The 17,717-nt window shown below is 69.5% G+C and carries 12 protein-coding genes and 3 pseudogenes; 11 read left to right on the top strand and 4 right to left on the bottom strand.

Annotated elements, in window-relative coordinates:
* Positions 1 to 116 precede the first annotated feature (116 nt).
* Entirely contained in the window at positions 117 to 1,175 is a 1,059-nt protein-coding gene (locus ABZ464_RS13660; protein ID WP_359275452.1) for a substrate-binding domain-containing protein, read from the bottom strand.
* A gap of 226 nt (positions 1,176 to 1,401) precedes the next feature.
* On the opposite strand from ABZ464_RS13660, the gene ABZ464_RS13655 reads away from it, so the two are divergent.
* The gene (locus tag ABZ464_RS13655) at positions 1,402 to 3,669 is read left to right on the top strand and encodes a glycoside hydrolase N-terminal domain-containing protein (RefSeq protein ID WP_359275449.1); all 2,268 of its coding nucleotides are present in this window, start codon (positions 1,402 to 1,404) and stop codon (positions 3,667 to 3,669) included.
* Positions 3,670 to 3,772: 103 nt separating this feature from the next.
* Here ABZ464_RS13655 and ABZ464_RS13650 read toward each other — a convergent pair.
* A pseudogene (locus ABZ464_RS13650) lies at positions 3,773 to 5,808 on the bottom strand (RICIN domain-containing protein); the annotation flags it as partial.
* Between the two features lie 405 nt (positions 5,809 to 6,213).
* Positions 6,214 to 6,570 (bottom strand): annotated as a pseudogene (locus tag ABZ464_RS13645) (PaaI family thioesterase); the annotation flags it as partial.
* A 26-nt stretch (positions 6,571 to 6,596) separates the two neighbouring features.
* Between ABZ464_RS13645 and ABZ464_RS13640 the strand changes: the two are divergent.
* The 3 genes and pseudogenes from ABZ464_RS13640 to ABZ464_RS13630 all read left to right on the top strand — a co-directional run.
* A pseudogene (locus ABZ464_RS13640) lies at positions 6,597 to 6,908 on the top strand (helix-turn-helix domain-containing protein); the annotation flags it as partial.
* A gap of 118 nt (positions 6,909 to 7,026) precedes the next feature.
* Positions 7,027 to 8,169, top strand: a complete 1,143-nt coding sequence (locus ABZ464_RS13635; protein WP_359275446.1) for an NADP-dependent oxidoreductase — start codon at positions 7,027 to 7,029, stop codon at positions 8,167 to 8,169.
* Positions 8,170 to 8,254: 85 nt separating this feature from the next.
* Positions 8,255 to 8,935 (top strand): helix-turn-helix domain-containing protein, encoded by a 681-nt coding sequence (locus ABZ464_RS13630; protein WP_359275443.1) that lies wholly within the window; start codon positions 8,255 to 8,257, stop codon positions 8,933 to 8,935.
* A 454-nt stretch (positions 8,936 to 9,389) separates the two neighbouring features.
* Here ABZ464_RS13630 and ABZ464_RS13625 read toward each other — a convergent pair whose 3' ends face one another.
* Positions 9,390 to 9,830 (bottom strand): Lrp/AsnC family transcriptional regulator, encoded by a 441-nt coding sequence (locus ABZ464_RS13625; protein WP_359275441.1) that lies wholly within the window; start codon positions 9,828 to 9,830, stop codon positions 9,390 to 9,392.
* Between the two features lie 80 nt (positions 9,831 to 9,910).
* Here ABZ464_RS13625 and ABZ464_RS13620 point away from each other — a divergent pair, with 80 nt between their 5' ends.
* The 7 genes from ABZ464_RS13620 (at position 9,911) to ABZ464_RS13590 (ending at position 17,470) form a co-directional block, all read left to right on the top strand.
* Positions 9,911 to 10,669, top strand: coding sequence for an AzlC family ABC transporter permease (locus ABZ464_RS13620; RefSeq protein ID WP_359275438.1), 759 nt, complete (start codon positions 9,911 to 9,913; stop codon positions 10,667 to 10,669).
* A complete protein-coding gene (locus ABZ464_RS13615) occupies positions 10,662 to 10,985 on the top strand; it encodes an AzlD domain-containing protein (protein ID WP_359275435.1) in 324 nt (107 codons plus the stop codon). The genes ABZ464_RS13620 and ABZ464_RS13615 overlap by 8 nt, the downstream gene beginning before the upstream one ends.
* Positions 10,986 to 11,355: 370 nt before the next feature.
* Positions 11,356 to 12,300, top strand: coding sequence for an SGNH/GDSL hydrolase family protein (locus tag ABZ464_RS13610; RefSeq protein WP_359275433.1), 945 nt, complete (start codon positions 11,356 to 11,358; stop codon positions 12,298 to 12,300).
* 52 nt (positions 12,301 to 12,352) lie between these two features.
* The gene (locus tag ABZ464_RS13605; RefSeq protein ID WP_359275430.1) at positions 12,353 to 12,895 is read left to right on the top strand and encodes a hypothetical protein; all 543 of its coding nucleotides are present in this window, start codon (positions 12,353 to 12,355) and stop codon (positions 12,893 to 12,895) included.
* A gap of 25 nt (positions 12,896 to 12,920) precedes the next feature.
* Positions 12,921 to 15,389 (top strand): MMPL family transporter, encoded by a 2,469-nt coding sequence (locus ABZ464_RS13600; protein WP_359275427.1) that lies wholly within the window; start codon positions 12,921 to 12,923, stop codon positions 15,387 to 15,389.
* Positions 15,390 to 15,506: 117 nt separating this feature from the next.
* A complete protein-coding gene (locus ABZ464_RS13595; RefSeq protein WP_359275424.1) occupies positions 15,507 to 16,817 on the top strand; it encodes a histidine kinase in 1,311 nt (436 codons plus the stop codon).
* A complete protein-coding gene (locus tag ABZ464_RS13590) occupies positions 16,814 to 17,470 on the top strand; it encodes a response regulator transcription factor (protein ID WP_359275422.1) in 657 nt (218 codons plus the stop codon). The genes ABZ464_RS13595 and ABZ464_RS13590 overlap by 4 nt, the downstream gene beginning before the upstream one ends.
* Positions 17,471 to 17,717: the final 247 nt, after the last annotated feature.

Below are 17,717 nucleotides of genomic sequence, written 5' to 3'. Positions count from 1 at the left end.
TGGCGTCGGTCACGCTAAGCGGCGGGATTCGGCCACGGCAATATCGGAGGGGAATCAGTTCCGAAAGACTTTCGCGTCCGGAGGGCTCGGGAAATCGAGGGCTTGCGGAATGGGGTTCAGGCACGCCCGCGCTGGTCGGTTTCGGGCGGCGTTTCGGGCGGGGCAGTGGACATGCGCACGACCAGTTCGGTGGCGAATTCCCTGCGCCTCGTCGCGAGGGGCCTGCCCTCGGCCAGGTGCAGCAGGACGCGTGTGGCCTCCTGGCCGAGCTCCCGGAACGGCTGTCTCACGGCGCTGAGTGGGGGTGATGCCATCGCGGCCACCTGGGTGTCGTCGAACGACATGATCGAAAGCTCGCGCGGCACGGCGATGCCGAGCTGCCGGGCGGCCTCCAGCGCGCCGAGTGCCTGGGCGTCACTCGCGGCGAAGAGGGCCGTCGGCCTTTCGCTCCGGTCCAGTACCTGACGGGCCGCGCGCAGGGCCTCTCCGTGGTCGAAGTCGGTCGACCGGACGAGCGCGGGATCGTAGGGAATCCCTGCCTCGGCCAGGGCGGCCCGGTAGCCGTGCAGGCGCGCGGCCCCGGCCAGTGAACTCGAACGGCCGGCCAGCAAGCCGATCCGGCGGTGACCGAGGTCGATCAGGTGCTGGACGGCGGTCGTCGCGCCGTGCCAGTTCGTCACCCCGATGCTCGGGATGGCTGCGGACGGTGCGTTCAGGGGATCGAGGAGCACCACGGGCAGCCGCTGGTCCAGGATGCGGCGCTGGTCCCGCTCGGCGAGAGCGGAGATGACGATGACGACCCCCGCGGCGTCCAGCTCCACGGACCTCTGAAGCCACTGGGCTATCGGGCGCCGGCTCGTCGTACCGACGATCGTGTGGACGCCCGCCTCGGCCGCCGCCTCCACGATGCCCCGGACCACTTCCAGGGTGTAGGGGCCGGCCAGGTCCCGGAAGACGGCCAGGATCCGCCGCGGCCGGCGGGCGTCGCTCTCCCCTGCCCTGACATAGCCGCGTTCGACCAGCAGCGCCTCGATCCTGACCCGCGTCGCCTCGGACACGTCGCGCCGCCGGTGGACGACCTTCGAAACGGTCGCGAGCGAGACACCGGCCTCGTCGGCTATCGATGTCAGAAGCCCGTACTGGGCGTTCCGGCGCGACCTGGCTGGACCAGTCACTTCGGCGTGTACCTTCCTCTCGCGTCCGACGACCGTGCGCTGAGCGAAAGTACACGCCCATTCGATCAAGGAAGGCCGCGAAAAAGCCCCGAAATCCCCTTCCACCTGCGAAGACTCAACGACGCTCGCCTTTACGAAAGTCTTTCGCCAGGTGAGCGGCCACTCCTTGTAGGCTCCCCGCAGCCTGTTCGAGCCGCTCAGGCGCGTCACTTTCGGGAGGCCCGGAATGCCGGTGCACAGCATCCACGACACCCGACCCGCCGACCGCTGGGAGGACGCCTTCCTCTCCGGTAACGGCGAGGTCGGGGTCATGGTGTTCGGGCATCCCCACCGGGAGAGGATCGTTCACAATCACCACCGTTACGTCCTTCCCAACGAGTCCCTCGGAATGCGACCGCCGGCCGTCGCCGACCGCCTGGAGCACGTCCGCGATCTGCTCCTCGCCGGGGAACGGGAGCGGGCCCAGCGCGCGTTCTCCGACGGCAGGGCGCTGGCCTGGACCCAGCCGTTCCACCCAGGGCATGTGCTCCACCTGGACGCCCAGGCCGTGGAAGGCCCTGTGCGGGGCTACCGGCGGGTCACGGACTTCACCACCGGCGAGGTGAGTGTCACCTGGTCGGACGGGGAGCGGGACTGGGCGCGGCGTGCGTTCGTCTCACGGACCGATGCCGTCGCGGTCGTCGAGATCACCGGTCCCCGACTCGCCCTGTCCATACGGCTCTCCGGAGAGCTGCCCGGCAGACCTTCCGAAGTCACCCTCTCGACGTCCGCGCATGCCGCCGGGGACGCGGAGGCGTCGCTCGCCATCGTGGGGGTGTACCCGCCGGGGCCCGGTGCTGCGGGATTCGCAGGCGTGTCCCGGGTCGTGATCAGCGGCGGCCGGATCACGGTGGAGGGGGACGTGGCCCGTGTCGAGGGAGCGGCACGCGTCGTGGTGCTGACCCGGATGGACCGGTCAGCGCCCCTTCCCCGCGTCGAGGCGCTCCTCGCACACCTGGCCGAGCTGCCTGCCGACTACGACGCGTTGCTCGCCCGCCATGCGCCCGTCCACGGCGAGCTGTACAACCGTGCCGAACTCGACCTGGGCGTGCCCGCCGGCGACCGTGGCCTCCCCGTGGGCGAGCTGACCGCCCGCGCCGATGCCGAGTCGTTGGACGGCGCGCTGGTCGAGGCCCTGTTCCACTCCGGCCGCTACCTGCTGCTCAGCTCCAGCGGGGTGCTCCCGCCCAGGCTGACCGGACTGTGGCTCGGTGCATGGGGCGCCGCCTGGTCCGGCGACTACACCACCGACGCCAACATCAACCTCCAGATGGCCGGAGCGGTCCTCACCGGCATGCCCGAACTCATCAAGCCGTACGCCGCGCTGATCGGTGGGCAGATCGACGACTGGCGCACCAACGCCCGCACGGTCTACGGCACCCGCGGTCTCCTCGCCCCCAGCCGGACCGACGGAGAGCACGGGCTGCTGTTCCACCTCGACGACGACTGGCCCTGGGCGATGTGGGTGGCCGGCGCGGACTGGCTGCTGTTCCCGCTGTACGAGTACTGGCAGGCGACCGGTGACGAGGACTTCCTCTCCGACACGCTCGCCCCATGGCTCGTCGAAGCCGCCGTCTTCTTCGAGGACTTCCTCACCCGCGAGGACGCCGACGGGCGGGTCGTCCTCGTCCCGTCCTACTCGCCGGAGGTGGGCCCGAAGGACGTCCGGGGCGTGGCCGGGGTGAACGCCACCATGGATGTCGCCGCGGCCTGGCACGCACTGACCACCGCCGCCGAGGTCTGCGCGCACCTCGGCATCGAGCAGACCGCCGTCGGCCGATGGCGCGCGCTGGCGGAGCGGCTGCCGCCGTACCGCGTCGACGGGCGCGGAGCGATCGCCGAGTGGGCGTGGCCGGGACTGGAGATCGCCGACGACCACCGGCACATCAGCCACCTCTACCCGGTGTGGCCCCTGCACGACATCACCCCGGACGGGACCCCAGAGCTGGCCGTGGCCGCACGTGAGGCGCTGTTGCGCCGCGGCGACGAGAACATGTCCGCGCACGGCAGCCTGCACCGCGCCCTCGTCGCCGCGCGCCTGAAGGACGGCGAGACGGCCAGGACGAACGTCCTCAAGATCCTCGGTCGCGCCATGCTCTTCCGGTCGCTGATGACCTCGCACAACCCGAACCTGGAGATCTACAACGCGGACGCCGCACATTGCCTGCCCGCCGTCGTCGTGGAACTGCTGCTGGACTCCCGACCGGGGACCGTCGAACTGCTGCCGGCCCTCCCTCCGGAATGGCGAAGCGGCAGCCTGCGCGGCATCCGCACACGCGCCGGGCTGTGCGTCGACGAGTTGACCTGGGACATCGACAAGGGCGTCGCACGGACCGTCCTCACCTCCCCGCGTGCACGGGAAGTCGTCGTCATGTGCCGACGGGGCACCGATCAGCGGCACACGGTGCGTCTCCAGCCGGACACGCCGGCGACGGTGATCGTGTCACTGGCCTGACGCCGAACGGGAAAGCCGCTCACCGTGCGGTGCTGTCGCGGCGCCAACCGAACGTGGAACAGCGGGGCGCGCGGCCGCGCGCCCCGCTGGTGTGGGACTGGTTTCGGCTCCACCTCTGGGTGGCGTTGCCGAGAGCGGTCCACAGTTGCACCTTCGAGCCGTTGGCGGTCGCCCAGGCGGTGACGTCCATGGCCAGGCCGTTGGAGCGGTTGATGAACGATCCGTCCAGTCGGAACCACCACTTCTGGCTGGTCTTGCCGTTGCAGGTCCAGAGGATCAGCCTGGTGCCCGCGGTGGTGCCGTCGGCTTCCGCGGCGAGGCACTTGCCGGCGACGCGGAGTTCGCCGGCGGTGGTCCGGGTGATGGTCTGGTTCGCGTTCCCCGAGCAGTCCCAGATCTGGACCTGCACACCCGTCTGGCCGCCAGGCACGTCGAGGCAGCGGCCGGAGTTGGCGCCCTTGAGGGTGAAGGTTCCGGCAGTCGGAAGCGGATCCTCGACGAGCTGCCAGTCCTGCGAACCGTCCCCGGTCGACGTCCCCAGGGTGACGGAGCCGCCAGCGGTCGCGCCGGTCATGTACAGGCTGGTGTCGCGGACCGAGCGGAGCTTGTAGTAGCCGTCGGTGGAGGGGACCAGCGTCCACTGCTTGTCGGTGGCTCCGTCGTCGACCCACTGGGCCGGCTTCTGCCCGGCTGTCGCGCTGCCGGTCCAGATGGCGACCGCTCGACCGCCGGCCTTGTTGAGCACGTCCACGTTGCTGCCGTTGGGCGTCAGATGCCAGCGCTGTGTGTCGTCCGAGGAATTGCGGTTCGCCAGGACGAGGTCGGGGACGTCTCCTGTGAGGTTCGCGTCCTGGGTCTTCCCGCCGGCGGGGCTGAGGGCCTGACCGGTCAAGCGGTTGACGAGGGTGTTGTAGGTGCCCTGGGAGCGGCCGAGGTCGACCTCGGCGTAGCGCACGGGCCCCGTGCCCCCGCCGGAGAACCCGGCCTGGAGGATGAGAACGCGTCCCGTGCCCTCGACGTACTGGAGATTGCGGCTGTACCCGGAGGTGATCGGCGTCTGGTATTCCTTCCAGGAGCCACTGCTCAGACCGGACTCGTTGACCCAGACGCCGGCGCTGCCGGCCGCGTTGTAGACGATCCGTCCGTCCGGCATGGGCATGAGCACGGGGCTGCCGCCTGTCGCCGGCGCGCGCCCGCGGGCACGGGCAGCGACGTGATCGCGCCGTCGGTGCCCGCGTAGAGCCTCAGCGGGTCGTCCGCGATCCGGTACCGGACGTTGGCTCCGCCGCCCCAGTACTCGTGGGTCAGCAGCCATTTGCCGTCGGTGGTCGGCGCGATCGTCGTCATGCCGGGGCGGCCGCCGCCGATCTCCGTCTTGCCGTTGTTGTTCACGGTCGTACCCGGAACGTCGACGACCGGCCCGCTCCAGGAGGACGTACTCACGCCGTTCCAGGTCTTGTGCGCGAGGATCTGGCCGCCCGAGTCCGTCGCCGTGTCGTTGTCCGGGTCCAGGGTCGGTACCCCGATGCCGGAGTCGTAGCCGAGGTAGTCGTTCTCGTCGGAGTAGTAGGCGACGAGTCGGCCGCCCCGGGCCTCCAGATACGGCTCCCAGACCGGATCCTTCTGTGCGTCGGTGTTGGCGTTCGAGAGTACCGAGCCGGCCCAGCCCCCTGTGGCGATGATGTTCTGGAAGTTCCAGGTTGTGCCTTGATCCATGCTGGAGTACAGCGCGATCGCCACGTCCTTGCGGTCGCCGTCTCCAGTCGGCGTCCAGTTCGGGTCGGCGGCCTTCCGCTCCTGGTAGTAGTAGTCGTCCCCCGAGACGACGCTCGCGAGCAGCAGCTGGCCCGCGCTCAGGTTTCCGACGTTCTGAGGGAGGACGTAGAAATACGGGTTCGTCCAGTTGCTCGTGTACTTCGCGTACTGAGGATCGCTGGACATATGGGCGGGAGCCTTTACGTCCGACAGTTTCTGCCACGTCGTACCGTCGTCGTCGCTCTTGTAGACGGGCAGCGTCTGCCCCACCGGAGCGCCTTGGCTGTTCTCGAACCCGGCCACGATCCGACCGCCCGGCAACTGCGCCGACTTCGGGTAGAGAACGCAGGGCTTCTTGTTGCACGTGGACGGATTACCCGCCACGGGCTGTGGCCGTCGCAGCGACAAAAGCCTTCCGTACCGGTTTTTGCATTGTCACCTTTCCTCTGAGCTCATTACTAGCGGTCATGAGACGTGGAAAGACCATTCCACCGGCCGCGGGGCGACGGCTGAGAAAAACAAATTGCGGCTCAGTGACACCTGATCCGGCTGGAGACATTATTGGGACACGACGCCGCCATGTCACCGGTGTGTTTCCGAAAGTGTTTCGTGCGTTCAGTACCTGGCGCCGGCCTTCCGTCACCACAGCGCGATCGTCGCCGAAGGCGTGCGGTGCGCGGTGCGCGGTGCGCGAAGAAGGGGCATCACAGCGGCCGCAGGTCGCCATGCGCATCCATGCGGCACACCGGCGGACAACACGATCTGCGAGGTTCCGACCGCCCACGTCGGTCAGCGGGACGGGACCGGGAAGAGCATGCGGCTGCTGGTGGCGTGGGCGAGCAGCCGGTCGGCGGAGTCGCGGAGCTCTGCCTGGGCGAGGGCGGTGCGGCGGCCGCTGTTGAGGACCGTGCCGACGGCACGGACCCTTCCGGTGTCCACGGTGATCGGGCGCAGGAACTTCAGGGTCAGGTCGATCGACCTGCATCCGGTGCCCTGGGGCAGCACGGACTGCACAGCGCAGCCGGCCGCCGAGTCGATGAGTGAGGCGAAGACGCCGCCATGGACGGCGCCGATCGGGTTGCAGTGCTCCTCGCCCGGCACCAGTACGAGGACCGCCCGGCCGTGCTCGGCCTCCTCCAGGGTGAATCCCGGGGCGGCGCGAAGCCAGCCTCGACGACATCCGGCGGCACATCGGACTGTCCGAGGCCGTCCTGGCGGACAGGCTGCGCAAACTGGTCTCGGCCGGGATCCTGGAGACCGTCGCCTACCGCGAGCCGGGCAGTCGCACCCGGTACGAGTACCGGCTCACGCGCAAGGGCTGGGATCTGTGGCCCGTGATGATCGCCCTCAAGCGGTGGGGCGATCGGTACACGGCGGACCCTCAGGGCCCCCCTTTGGAGGCTCAGCACGCAGACTGCGGTGACTCCCTGACGCCTTTGGAGGCCCGTCTCCGCCCTGGCCCCTCGGCGCGGCCCCTCGACTGACAAGCCGGACACCGCTCACGAACCCGGAGCCGTCGACCCGCGCCTTCTGTCGCGTGCGGCGTTCCGCCTGGCGGAGCCCAGGTCAGCTCCCGTATGCGAACTGCCGCGCGTTCTCGTGATGCGTCCGGACCTGCCTCACCGTCTATCGCAACCACATATGTACGCCGTACATGTACGCTATACATATATAGTCGCCGGAGACCGAGCACCGAAGCTGCCCGGCACCGGCCATGGCCACACGGACAGGAGCAGCGGAGTGCAGGGATACGTCATGACGAGGTATGGGGACGCGGATGTCATGGAATTGCGGGAGGTGGCACGGCCCGTCCCGGGCCCCGGAGATCTCCTGATCCGTGTGCATGCGGCGGGATTGAACCCCGTGGACCACAAGATACGACAGGGCCAGTTGCGCTTGATCAACCGTTTGGCCCTGCCGAGTGTGGCCGGCTCCGAGCTGGCCGGCGTCGTGGAAGAGGTGGGTCACGGCGTCAAGGATTTCGCGGTCGGCGACAGGGTGATGGCCCGGGTCGACCCGAATCGTCTGGGGGCCTTCGCCACCTATGCAGCCGTCTCAGCCGATCTGGTGGCGCCGATGCCCGAGAAGCTCGACTTCGAGCAGGCCGCAGGACTGCCGCTGGCCGGTCTGACGGCACTGCAGGCGCTCCGTGACGAGATGGGCGTACGGCGGGGGCAGCGGATCTTCATCTCCGGCGGTGCGGGGGGTGTGGGGACGCTCGCCATCCAACTCGCCGTGTGGATGGGCGCGCACGTCACCACCACGGCCTCGCCCGCCGGCGAGGAGCTGGTGCGGTCACTGGGCGCGGAGAACGTCATCGACTACAGGACCACTCGCTTCAAGGACGTCCTGCATGACGTCGACGGCGTCTTCGACCTGGTCGGCGGGCAGGATCTCACGGACAGCTTCGGCATCGTCAAGCCCGGCACGAAGGTGGTGTCCGTCGGGGGCGTGCCCGAGCCCCTCACCGCCCGCAAGGACCTGGGCGCGGGCTTCGTCATCACCGCCATGTTCAGCGTGATGAGTGCGAAGCTGCGCCGTCAGGCCAAGGCCCACGACGTCGGCTACCGCTTCATGATGATGCGGGCCAGTGGAACCGACCTGCGTTTCCTCGCCAGGCTCGTCGACGAAGGGCACGTGCGGCCTGTCATGGACCGGTCCTTCCCGCTCGAGCGGATAGCGGACGCCTTCGCCTACATAGAGGCAGGCCGGGCCAAGGGGAAGGTCGTCGTACGGATGCCCTGAGTAGTGCCGCTCTCGTATCGCGTACGGTGGGTAGGCCCTGTCGCAACCAGGGCGTACGCGTGTCAGGAAGGAAGCGGAGACCGCCATGACCTCCCCCTCGAAGGGCCGCGGGCGTCGGGCCGGCCTGTCCCGTCCGGTCCTGGTGGCCGGCGCGACCGAGCTGGCCGATGCCGAGGGCCTGGAAGCCGTGACGATCCGACGTCTGGCCCAGCGGCACGGTGTCACGCCCATGGCCATCTACGCCCACTTCAACGACAAGGACGCCCTGCTCGACGCGCTGGGAGACACACTGCTCGGCGACGTGCAGCTCCCGGGCGGATCGCTGGACGAGGGTGGGCAGGATCTCGAAGAAGTTCTCACCGCGTTCGTGACCGTGCTGCGTGCCCACCCCGTGCTCGCTCCCTTGGCGGCTCGCCGCATCCTGGACTGCGAGGCCGGCTTGGACATCGTCGAGTGTGTGCTGGCCCGGCTCGGCGAAGCAGGCCACACTCCGGAGGGGGCCGGCGCGGGCAGCCAGTACCTGCTCACGGCGCTGGTCGCCCTGGTGGCCGGTGAACCCGGGCGCGGCGCAGGCACGGAGGACCAGCAGGTCCATGCCCAGGGGACACGCGAACGCCGGGCTCGCCTCCTGGCCCTGGACCCGGCGCGCCATCCACGCCTGATCGCCTCCGCCGACGCCCTTGCACAGTGCGCCGACCCCGAGGCGTACTACGCCGACGGAATCCGCCGCCTGGTCGCCAGCGTGCAGGTGAAGATCCCCAGCTGATCTGGGCAGCCTTTGCTGGTCGATTTGGTCGGCGGCTTCCCGCTGAAGCCAGTGTTCGGCCTGGATGCGGCACTCGGTGAGATGTACGCACGTCGTGCGCATGTGGTCGAGGGCACGAGAGTCGGTGGGGCCGGCGACAGTGTCGTAGGTGCCACCGGAGACCTGTGACCGCGACGAACGAGGGCGCGCCGCCTGCGTTACGTGGCCTGCAGCCGAATCACCGCCTGGGCGGCCCCCTCCGGCATCGGCGTCGCCGCCGGCCCCGTCGACTGCCGTCCTCGCCGTGGTCACCATGACCGTGGCCGTCTTCGTCGCCGGATCGCGCAGCCCCGACGGCAAGCTCGACATCCCCGGCCAGGTCCTGGCCGTCCTGGGCATCGCCGCCCTCGTCCACGCACTCATCGAAGGCGGACACGGCGGCTGCACCCGCCCCCGCATCCGGTCACCGTCATCGCTACCGGCTCGGCTTCACGGTCTTCATCGTGAAGTGCGAGGTGACGTTCTTGACTCGGGGGATGGTCATGACCCGCTGGCTGAGGAAGGTCTCGTACGCCGCGAGGTCGGCCACCGCCACACGTACGAAGTAGTCGGGCGTGCCGAACAGCCTCCGCAGTTCCAGAACCTCCTCGGCCTGCGTCAGCGCCTGCTCGAAGCGTTCCACCGTCTCCGCGTCCTGCGCCTCCAGACTCAGGTCGAGAAGCACCTCGAAGGACCGGCCCCGGGCCGCAGGGTCGATCACCGCCCGGTAGCCCCGGATGACCCCGTCGGCCTCGAGCCGCTGCACACGCCGCAGGCACGGGCCGGTGGTGAGCCCGACCCGCTGCGCCAGCTCCACGTTGGTCAGCCGGCCATCCCGCTCCAGCTCGGCAATGATTGCCCAGTCGATCGCATCCACATCCAATAGATTGCACCGACGGGGCCTGGATGGGCAATTTTTGCAACCACATGCCACGGGATTCACGGGACGATGGACACATGCGACAAGACGTGTCCCCCCGGACGACCGCCGCCCCCGAGCGGCCTTCGGGCCAGGCAACCCGGCGACAGCAGATCACCGCCGGGGTGCGCGACTCCTTCTCGGCCGGCCTCGGGATCTTTCCCCTCGGCATCGCGCTCGGCCTGCTCATACTCCAGGCCGGTCTGCCCTGGTGGCTGACGCCGGCCCTTTCCGTGTCCGCGTTCGCCGGCTCGCTGGAGCTGCTGCTGGTCGGCATGATGGCCACCGTCACCCCGCTCGCCGCGGTCGCCGTGACCGTGCTCGTGGTCAACTTCCGGCACATCTTCTACGCCTTCTCCTTCCCCCTGCACCTGGTCAAGCACCCGGTCGCGAAGGCGTACGCGGTCTACGCGATGATCGACGAGGCGTACGCCGTCAACGCCTCGCTGCCGGAAGCGGAGCGCTCGGCGCCCCGTCTGCTGGCCATGCAGATCGCCTGCGAGATCTACTGGGTCGGCGGCGGACTGGTCGGTGTGGCCCTCGGTGCGGCCCTGCCCGCGCCCATCAAGGGCCTGGAATTCGCCCTGTGCTCCTTGTTCACGGTGCTCACCCTGGACGCCTTCCGCTCCCGCCGGGAGATCCCCTCACTGCTGCTCGCGGGAGCCGCCGTGGCCCTGGCCCTCGCCCTGACCCCTGATCTGGCGATGTTCACCGCGCTGCTGCTGTTCGTCGGCCTGCTCCTGGTCCGCCACGCCCTCACCGCCCGTCGTTCAACCGGAGAGACCGCCGATGCCTAGCACCCCGTACCTGATCGCCGTGCTGGCGATCGTCTTCACCATCACACTCGCCCTGCGCGGCGTGCCGTTCGCGGTGCTCGGCAGGCTGCGCGGCTCGGCCGTCGTGCAGCGGCTGTCGGTGTGGATGCCGGTGGGCATCCTCGCCATCCTGGCCGTGACCGCCCTGCACGGCACGATCACCAAGGACGCGCACGGCGTCTGGTACGCCCTGCTCGCCACCATAGTCACCATCGCCGTCCACCTCTCCTTCGGCCGGCGCACCATCCTCAGCGTCGGCGTCGGCACCGGCGTCTACGTCCTGCTGATCAACATGTGAACCGCCGGCGAGGACCTTCCCGTCGGCCGGCGCACCGCCGCCGGGGCACGAACCCACTGCCCGGGCCGGTGGGCGAAGAACGCGGACTGCCCCTAGCGTCCGGCCGGGAACCTGCGGGCGCGTTCCGACCGCGCCTCCGCCCTCAGTCAACGGGGGCTTCGTACCCCGGTACTACGCGACGCAGCGGTATTCGGTCCCGTGGTGCCAAGGACAAACCCGGTTGCACGCCTAGTTTGACGGCAGGGTCGTACACGTCCTCGCCGACCCTGCCGGTCCCGCTCCCGGCGCAGTCCCAGCCCACGTTCATGTCCCCTGGGCGCCGGGTGTCCGCAAGGCAGTCGAGCCTCTGTGTCAATGACGGGAGAAACCCATGGGATCGTATGCACGTATGGGTCTGGCCGGGATCATGAGCTGTGGCGTTCTGCTCACCGCAGTCATCATCGGACGGCCGGACGGCGACAGCAGCGACGGCAGCCACAAGAAGGACGAGCGACCGCAGCCGGGCCCCTATGTCGCACTCGGCGACTCCTACACCTCCGGTCCGAAGATCGCCCAGCAGACCGGGAGGCCGGCCGGCTGCGACCGCTCCGACCACAACTACCCCTCCCTCGTGGCACGGCAACTCGGCATCAGGGCCGCCGACTTCCGCGACGTCAGCTGCAGCGGCGCCACGATCGCCAGCCTCACCGCGCCGCAGACCACCGCCAACGGTGTGAACCCCGCCCAGCTTTCGGCCCTTTCGGAGCAGACCCGGCTGGTCACCCTCGGAATGGGCGGCAACGACGTCGGCTTCGGCTCGACGGTCACGATGTGTGTCACGGCGGGGATGGTGTACCGGGCGACCGGCAGCGGCCGCGTCTTCTCCGACAAGGCACCCTGCAAGAAGGCCTACGTCGACGACGGCACGGACGAAGTGGCACGGAAGATACACGCCACCGGGCGGCGACTCTCCACAGCCCTCGACGAGATCCAGCGACGTGCGCCGAAGGCGCGGGTCTACGTCGTCGGATATCCGGCCATCGTTCCCGCCGAGGGAAAGGGCTGCGACGGCGACATCCCCCTCGCACCCGGCGACGCGACCTACCTGCACGACAAGGAGCGGCAACTCAACACCATGCTGCGCGAGCAGGCCGAGGCGGCCGGATCGACCTATGTCGACACCTATGCACCGTCGGTCGGCCACGACGCCTGCTCCCCCGGGAACACCCGCTGGATCGAGCCCCTCCGGCCCGGCAGCCCGGCCGCTGCCGTCCACCCGAACGCGCGCGGCGAGCAAGGAATGGCCGACGCCGTTCTGCGCGCGGTGGGCGGCTGACACCGTCGGCCGGGCTCGGTCACGGCAACCTGGGTCACGGTGACCTCGCACCATGTGGGTTGACATCCTTCTCCTGGCCGAAGGCACACCACCTCGCCACATCTACTCGATCACCGATGTCGGCCGTGAACTCCTGCACGACATGCCGGCCGAACTCCCCGAAGACACCGTCGACAACGCACGGGAGTTCATGGCGCGACTGGTGCACTTCGACTGGCTGACGCCCGAGGAACAGCTCCGGATCCTGGACGCCCGGGACAACGCGCTGGCCGGGGACCGGGAGAGAACCGCGGTACTGGCATCGGCACGGGCGGAGCACTGGAGCCGTTTGCCCCTTGAGCACGGGATCGACCGGATCGACTGGGAGAGGGCCTGGCTGGCGGACATCCGCGCCGAGGTCGAGGCGGTGCCGGCTTCGCGGAACCGCAGGTCCCCCGGGCCGCATCCCGCCGCAGGGGGAGCCGGAGGCCAAAAGCGTTCGTACCGCGGTACTAGGCGTCTTCGCGGGATTCCGTCCCGCAGGGGGCAGGGCGCGCCGAAATCCGCTCCTAGCTTGAGGTCACGGGTCGATCAGGCCCTCAGCTCACGCAAATGATCTCTTCTCCTGGTGGGAGTAATCCGTGGCCACCTTCCTCTATCGGCTCGGCCGGATGACATTCCGGCGACGACGCCTTGTCCTGATGTTGTGGATCGCCGTTCTGGCCGCTGTCGCTGGCGGTGCCATGAGCTCCACCGGCAAGACCACGGAGGGTCTGACTCTTCCGGGCACCCAGTCGCAGAAGGCGATCGACCTGCTGCAGAAGGAGTTCCCGCAGGCCTCGGCCGATGGCGCCGACGCACGGGTCGTCTTCGAGGCCCCCAGCGGGCAGAGGCTGACTTCCGGCGCCAACAGGAGCCGGATCGAGTCCCTGGTGGCGAAGCTGGAGAAGTCGCCGCAGGTGTCGAGCGTCACCGACCCCTTCGCCGACGGCCAGGTCAGCAAGTCCGGCACCATCGCCTACACCCAGGTGACGTACAAGGTCGCCCAGGCCGATGTCGGCGACGCCGCCCACAAAGTCCAGGCCGAGGTCGTCGACCAGGGCGAGAAGGCCGGCTTGAAGGTGAGCCTGGGCGGCAACGCCGTCGAGGACGCGGCTCAGAGCAAACTGGCCGAACTGCTCGGCCTCGCCGTCGCCGCCGTCGCCCTGGTGATCACCTTCGGCTCGCTGATCGCGGCCGGACTTCCCCTGCTCACCGCGATCCTCGGCGTGGCCACGGCCGTCCTCTCGATCACCTTGGCCACCCAGTTCGTCGACGTGGGCTCCAACGACACCACCTTGGCGCTGATGCTGGGCCTGGCCGTGGCCATCGACTACGCCCTGTTCATCGTCTCGCGCCACCGCCACGAGATCCGCGACGGCCACGACCCGGAGGAGGCCTGCGGGCGGGCCCTGGGCACCGCCGGCTCGGCGGTGGTCTTCGCGGGCCTGACCGTGATCGTCGCGCTGAGCGGCCTGAGCGTCATCGGCATCCAGTCGCTCACCTCCATGGGACTGGCCTCTGCCTTCGCCGTCGCCGTCGCCGTCGTCATCGCGCTGACCCTGCTGCCCGCCGTCCTCGGGTTCACCGGCCTGCGGATCATGAAGAACAGGTTGCTGACCCGCCGTATGAAGGCCCTGGAGCGGGGCGAGGGCGACGCGATGGGCGTGCGCTGGGCGACTTTCGTCACCCGCAACCCGGTCAAGGTTCTCGCCGTCTCCGTGGTCGGCCTGGCTCTGTTGGCCCTCCCCGCCATGTCGCTGCGCCTGGCCCTGCCCGACGACTCCATGAAGCCCCCGCACAGCACCCAGCGCGTCGCCTACGACACCCTCAGCAAAGGCTTCGGACCCGGCTTCAACGGCCCGCTGATCGTCGTCGTCGACGCACGCGACAGTGCCGACCCCAAGACCGCCGCCGCACAGGCCGGCACCGTTCTGGGCAAGCTCGACGACATCGCCACGGTGCGCCCCGCCGCCTTCAACCAGGGCGGCGATGTCGCCCTGATCGGCGTGGTCCCCGAAAGCGCGCCGACCAGCCAGGCGACCAAGGACCTGGTCACCGACATCCGTGACCGGAGCGCCGCCCTGCACAAGGACACCGGCGCGGACCTGATGGTCACCGGACTCACCGCCGTCAACATCGACGTCTCCGCCAAGCTCTCCCAGGCCCTCATCCCCTACCTGGCCATCGTGGTCGGCCTGGCGATGATCCTCCTGCTGCTGGTCTTCCGCTCGATCCTCATCCCGATCAAGGCCACCCTCGGCTTCCTCCTCAGCGTGTTCGCCACGCTCGGTCTCCTGGTCGCCGTCTTCCAATGGGGCTGGTTCAAGGGCCTCTTCGGCATCGACCAGACCGGCCCGCTCATCAGCATGCTGCCCATCCTGCTGATCGGCGTCGTCTTCGGACTCGCCATGGACTACGAGGTCTTCCTCGTCTCCCGCATGCGGGAGGAACACGTCCACGGCGCCGCCCCCACGAAGGCCGTCGTCGAGGGCTTCCGGCACAGCGCACGGGTGGTCACGGCCGCGGCGATCATCATGATCTCGGTGTTCGCCGGTTTCCTCCTCGACGACGCGGCACTGATCAAGTCCATCGGCCTGGGACTCGCCTCCGCCGTGTTCTTCGACGCCTTCGTCGTCCGGATGACCATCGTTCCGGCAGTACTGGCTCTGCTCGGCCGACGCGCCTGGGCCCTGCCCAAGTGGCTGGACCGGGTCATGCCCGACGTGGACGTCGAGGGCGAGAAGCTCCGCCGGGCGCTGGCCGCCGAGCGGACGAGCACCGCACCGGAGCCCGTGCTCGTGGGCGTGGCCGCCGGCCGGGCGAACGAGCAGAGTCACACCGCTCCGCCCTCTGTCACCCTCAACGGCTCCGGGCACGGCTCGGACGACTCGGACACGGCTGCGGTCACGTCGACGATCCCCCGGCATCACCGCGGCAGGATCCGAGTACTGTCCGGGATCAAGAAGCGCGGCCCGCGCAGCGGCGACATCGCCAATGGTGCCGGCACCACCGAACCGAAAGCCTCGATAGTCGGGAAGTTGCGGAACAAACTGCCCCGCAAGAACTGACCGGATCCAGCCGCAGACCCCTACGGGCCGGCCCGTCGGCCATCTCCCCAGCCCCGCCCGTCGGCCCGATCCCCCCGGGTCGGCGGGCGGCTCCCGCCACCGTGAAGGACCCGTCGCGTGACCGCACCGAGCGCCCCCGCTCCCGACCCTCGTCGAGACGAACGCCTGACCCTGGAGACCTTGACAGGCGATCCCGAACAGCGCGTGATCGTCTCGGTCATCTCCCGGCTGGCTTCGTGGGCGAGGGCCGACCGGGCCCACCCCCGGGTGAGACGCTGGGGCGTCCCGTTGATCTGCGCCGCGGGCGGCATCGACGCCTACTTCAATCCGTACAACATCGGCGATCCCACGCTGCCGCTCATCCTCGCCTTCTGCATCCCGCTGCTGTGGCGGGAGCGCCGGCCCATGCTGGTCTTCGCCCTCACCACCGCCGCCTCCATCGCGTCACTCCCCATGGGCGTGCTGACCGGTTCGGAACTCGCACGGATGGTGGCCCTGTTCAACGTCGGCCGCCACTGCGCCCCTCGCCAGGTGGCCGTCGCCATCTGCGTCACCACCGTGCAACTCGCCGCATGGGCGAACGTCTTCTGGACCGGCGAACAACTGGAGTACTTCACGCGTCCGGCGCCCGTGACCCTGATGGCGATGATCACCGCCGCGGGGTTCGCCGCCGTCGGCCTGCTCGTCCGGCTGGCCCACGCCTACACCGATGCCCTGAAGAAGCAACGCGACCAGCAGGCCCGCCTGGCGACCGCGCAGGAACGTGCCCGTGTGTCCCGAGAGATGCACGACATCCTCGGCCACACCCTCGCGGTCATCGTCGGCCTCGCCGACGGCGCCGCCGGACTCACCGAGACCAAACCCGAACGCGGCGCCCAGACGCTGCGCATCATCAGCACCAGCGGTCGCGACGCCCTGGCCGAACTGCGCCGCCTGCTCGCCGTCATCGGCGACGACAGCGACCACAGCGGCCATTCCCACGAGGCCCCGCTCGCGCCGCAGCCCGGTCTGGCCGACCTCGACGTGCTGCTGGAACGCGTCCGCGCCGCCGGCCCCGCCGTCACCCTGGACTGTCGAAGCAGCCTCACCGGCCTGGCCCCGGGCCTCCAGCTCTCCGTCTACCGCATCGTCCAGGAGGCACTGACCAACACCGTCAAGTACGCCGCTCCCCACACATCCGTCCGCGTGTCCATCTGCGACGGCCCCGGCACCGTACGAGTCACGGTCGAGGACACCGGCCCGCCCCGCTCCCGAACAGCAGGTCGTGCTCGCACCGGTGGGGGCCGAGGCCTGGTAGGCATGCGGGAGCGCGCCGCTCTGTACCAGGGCACCGTCACCGCGGGCCCCAACGCCCAGGGCGGCTGGACCGTCCACGCGTCCCTCGTCCCCACCCCACCGGCCAACTCCCCGGAGCAGCACCTCTCATGACCACCGTACTCATCGTCGACGACCAGGCCCTGCAACGCATGGGCTTCAGCATGCTCATGGAGCAGCACCCCGACATGACCGTCGTCGGCGAAGCCGCCAACGGCGGTGAAGCGGTCCGTATGACCGCCGAACTGCGTCCCGACGTCGTCCTGATGGACGTCCGCATGCCCGGCATGGACGGCATCGAGGCCACCCGCCGCATCGTCGAGTCGGGTGGCCGCTCCCGCATCCTGGTGCTCACCACCTTCGACCTCGACGAGTACGCCTACGACGCCCTGCGCGCCGGCGCCAGCGGCTTCCTGCTCAAGGACGCGCTGCCCGAGGAACTCGTCGCCGGAGTCCGCGCGGTGGCCGCGGGCGACGCCGTCATCTCACCGGGCCTGACCCGCAAACTCATCGACGCCTTCAGCGACCGCCTCCCCGGCCACACCCCCCGGCAACAGCGCCGGCTCGCCGACCTCACGCAGCGGGAGCGCGAGGTCCTCACCGCCATCGCCACCGGCTGGACCAACACCGAGATCGCCGAACGCCTCCACCTCGCCGAATCCACCGTCAAATCCCACATCAGCCGCATTCTCGCCAAGGTCGACGCCCGCGACCGCGTCCAGGCCGTGATCTTCGCCTACGACAGTGGACTCGTACGACCGGCGTGAACGACGCGTCCCCCGAGGAGGACCACCTCGACAGAGCCGGCAAGCCACTGCCGGAACCTCGTCAGGCCCCCGCGGTGCGTGTGCTGCGCGACGAGCCGGTGACGCAGGCTGCCCTGACCGCACCGGCCCGGCCCGGCCCGGCCCGGCCGAGGAGCGGGCGGTGGCCGCGCCCGCTCCTGCCAAACCGGCTGCCACCTCGCGGTCGATCTGTTCGGGCAGGAGATGTCCAACCATTCGCTCGCGCCGG

Origin of the sequence: Streptomyces sp. NPDC005820 (assembly GCF_040630255.1) — a bacterium.
In the GTDB taxonomy this organism is placed as follows: domain Bacteria; phylum Actinomycetota; class Actinomycetes; order Streptomycetales; family Streptomycetaceae; genus Streptomyces.
Note: the sequence above shows the minus strand (reverse complement) of the source record. Positions and strands in the feature narration are given on the sequence as shown.

What these genes read in the sequence shown, in the direction of transcription:
- ABZ464_RS13655 (WP_359275449.1), top strand. Translation starts at nt 1,402, where the DNA reads ATGCCGGTGCACAGCATCCACGACACCCGACCCGCCGACCGCTGGGAG.
- ABZ464_RS13635 (WP_359275446.1), top strand. Translation starts at nt 7,027, where the DNA reads ATGCGTCCGGACCTGCCTCACCGTCTATCGCAACCACATATGTACGCC.
- ABZ464_RS13630 (WP_359275443.1), top strand. Translation starts at nt 8,255, where the DNA reads ATGACCTCCCCCTCGAAGGGCCGCGGGCGTCGGGCCGGCCTGTCCCGT.
- ABZ464_RS13620 (WP_359275438.1), top strand. Translation starts at nt 9,911, where the DNA reads ATGCGACAAGACGTGTCCCCCCGGACGACCGCCGCCCCCGAGCGGCCT.
- ABZ464_RS13615 (WP_359275435.1), top strand. Translation starts at nt 10,662, where the DNA reads ATGCCTAGCACCCCGTACCTGATCGCCGTGCTGGCGATCGTCTTCACC.
- ABZ464_RS13610 (WP_359275433.1), top strand. Translation starts at nt 11,356, where the DNA reads ATGGGATCGTATGCACGTATGGGTCTGGCCGGGATCATGAGCTGTGGC.
- ABZ464_RS13605 (WP_359275430.1), top strand. Translation starts at nt 12,353, where the DNA reads ATGTGGGTTGACATCCTTCTCCTGGCCGAAGGCACACCACCTCGCCAC.
- ABZ464_RS13590 (WP_359275422.1), top strand. Translation starts at nt 16,814, where the DNA reads ATGACCACCGTACTCATCGTCGACGACCAGGCCCTGCAACGCATGGGC.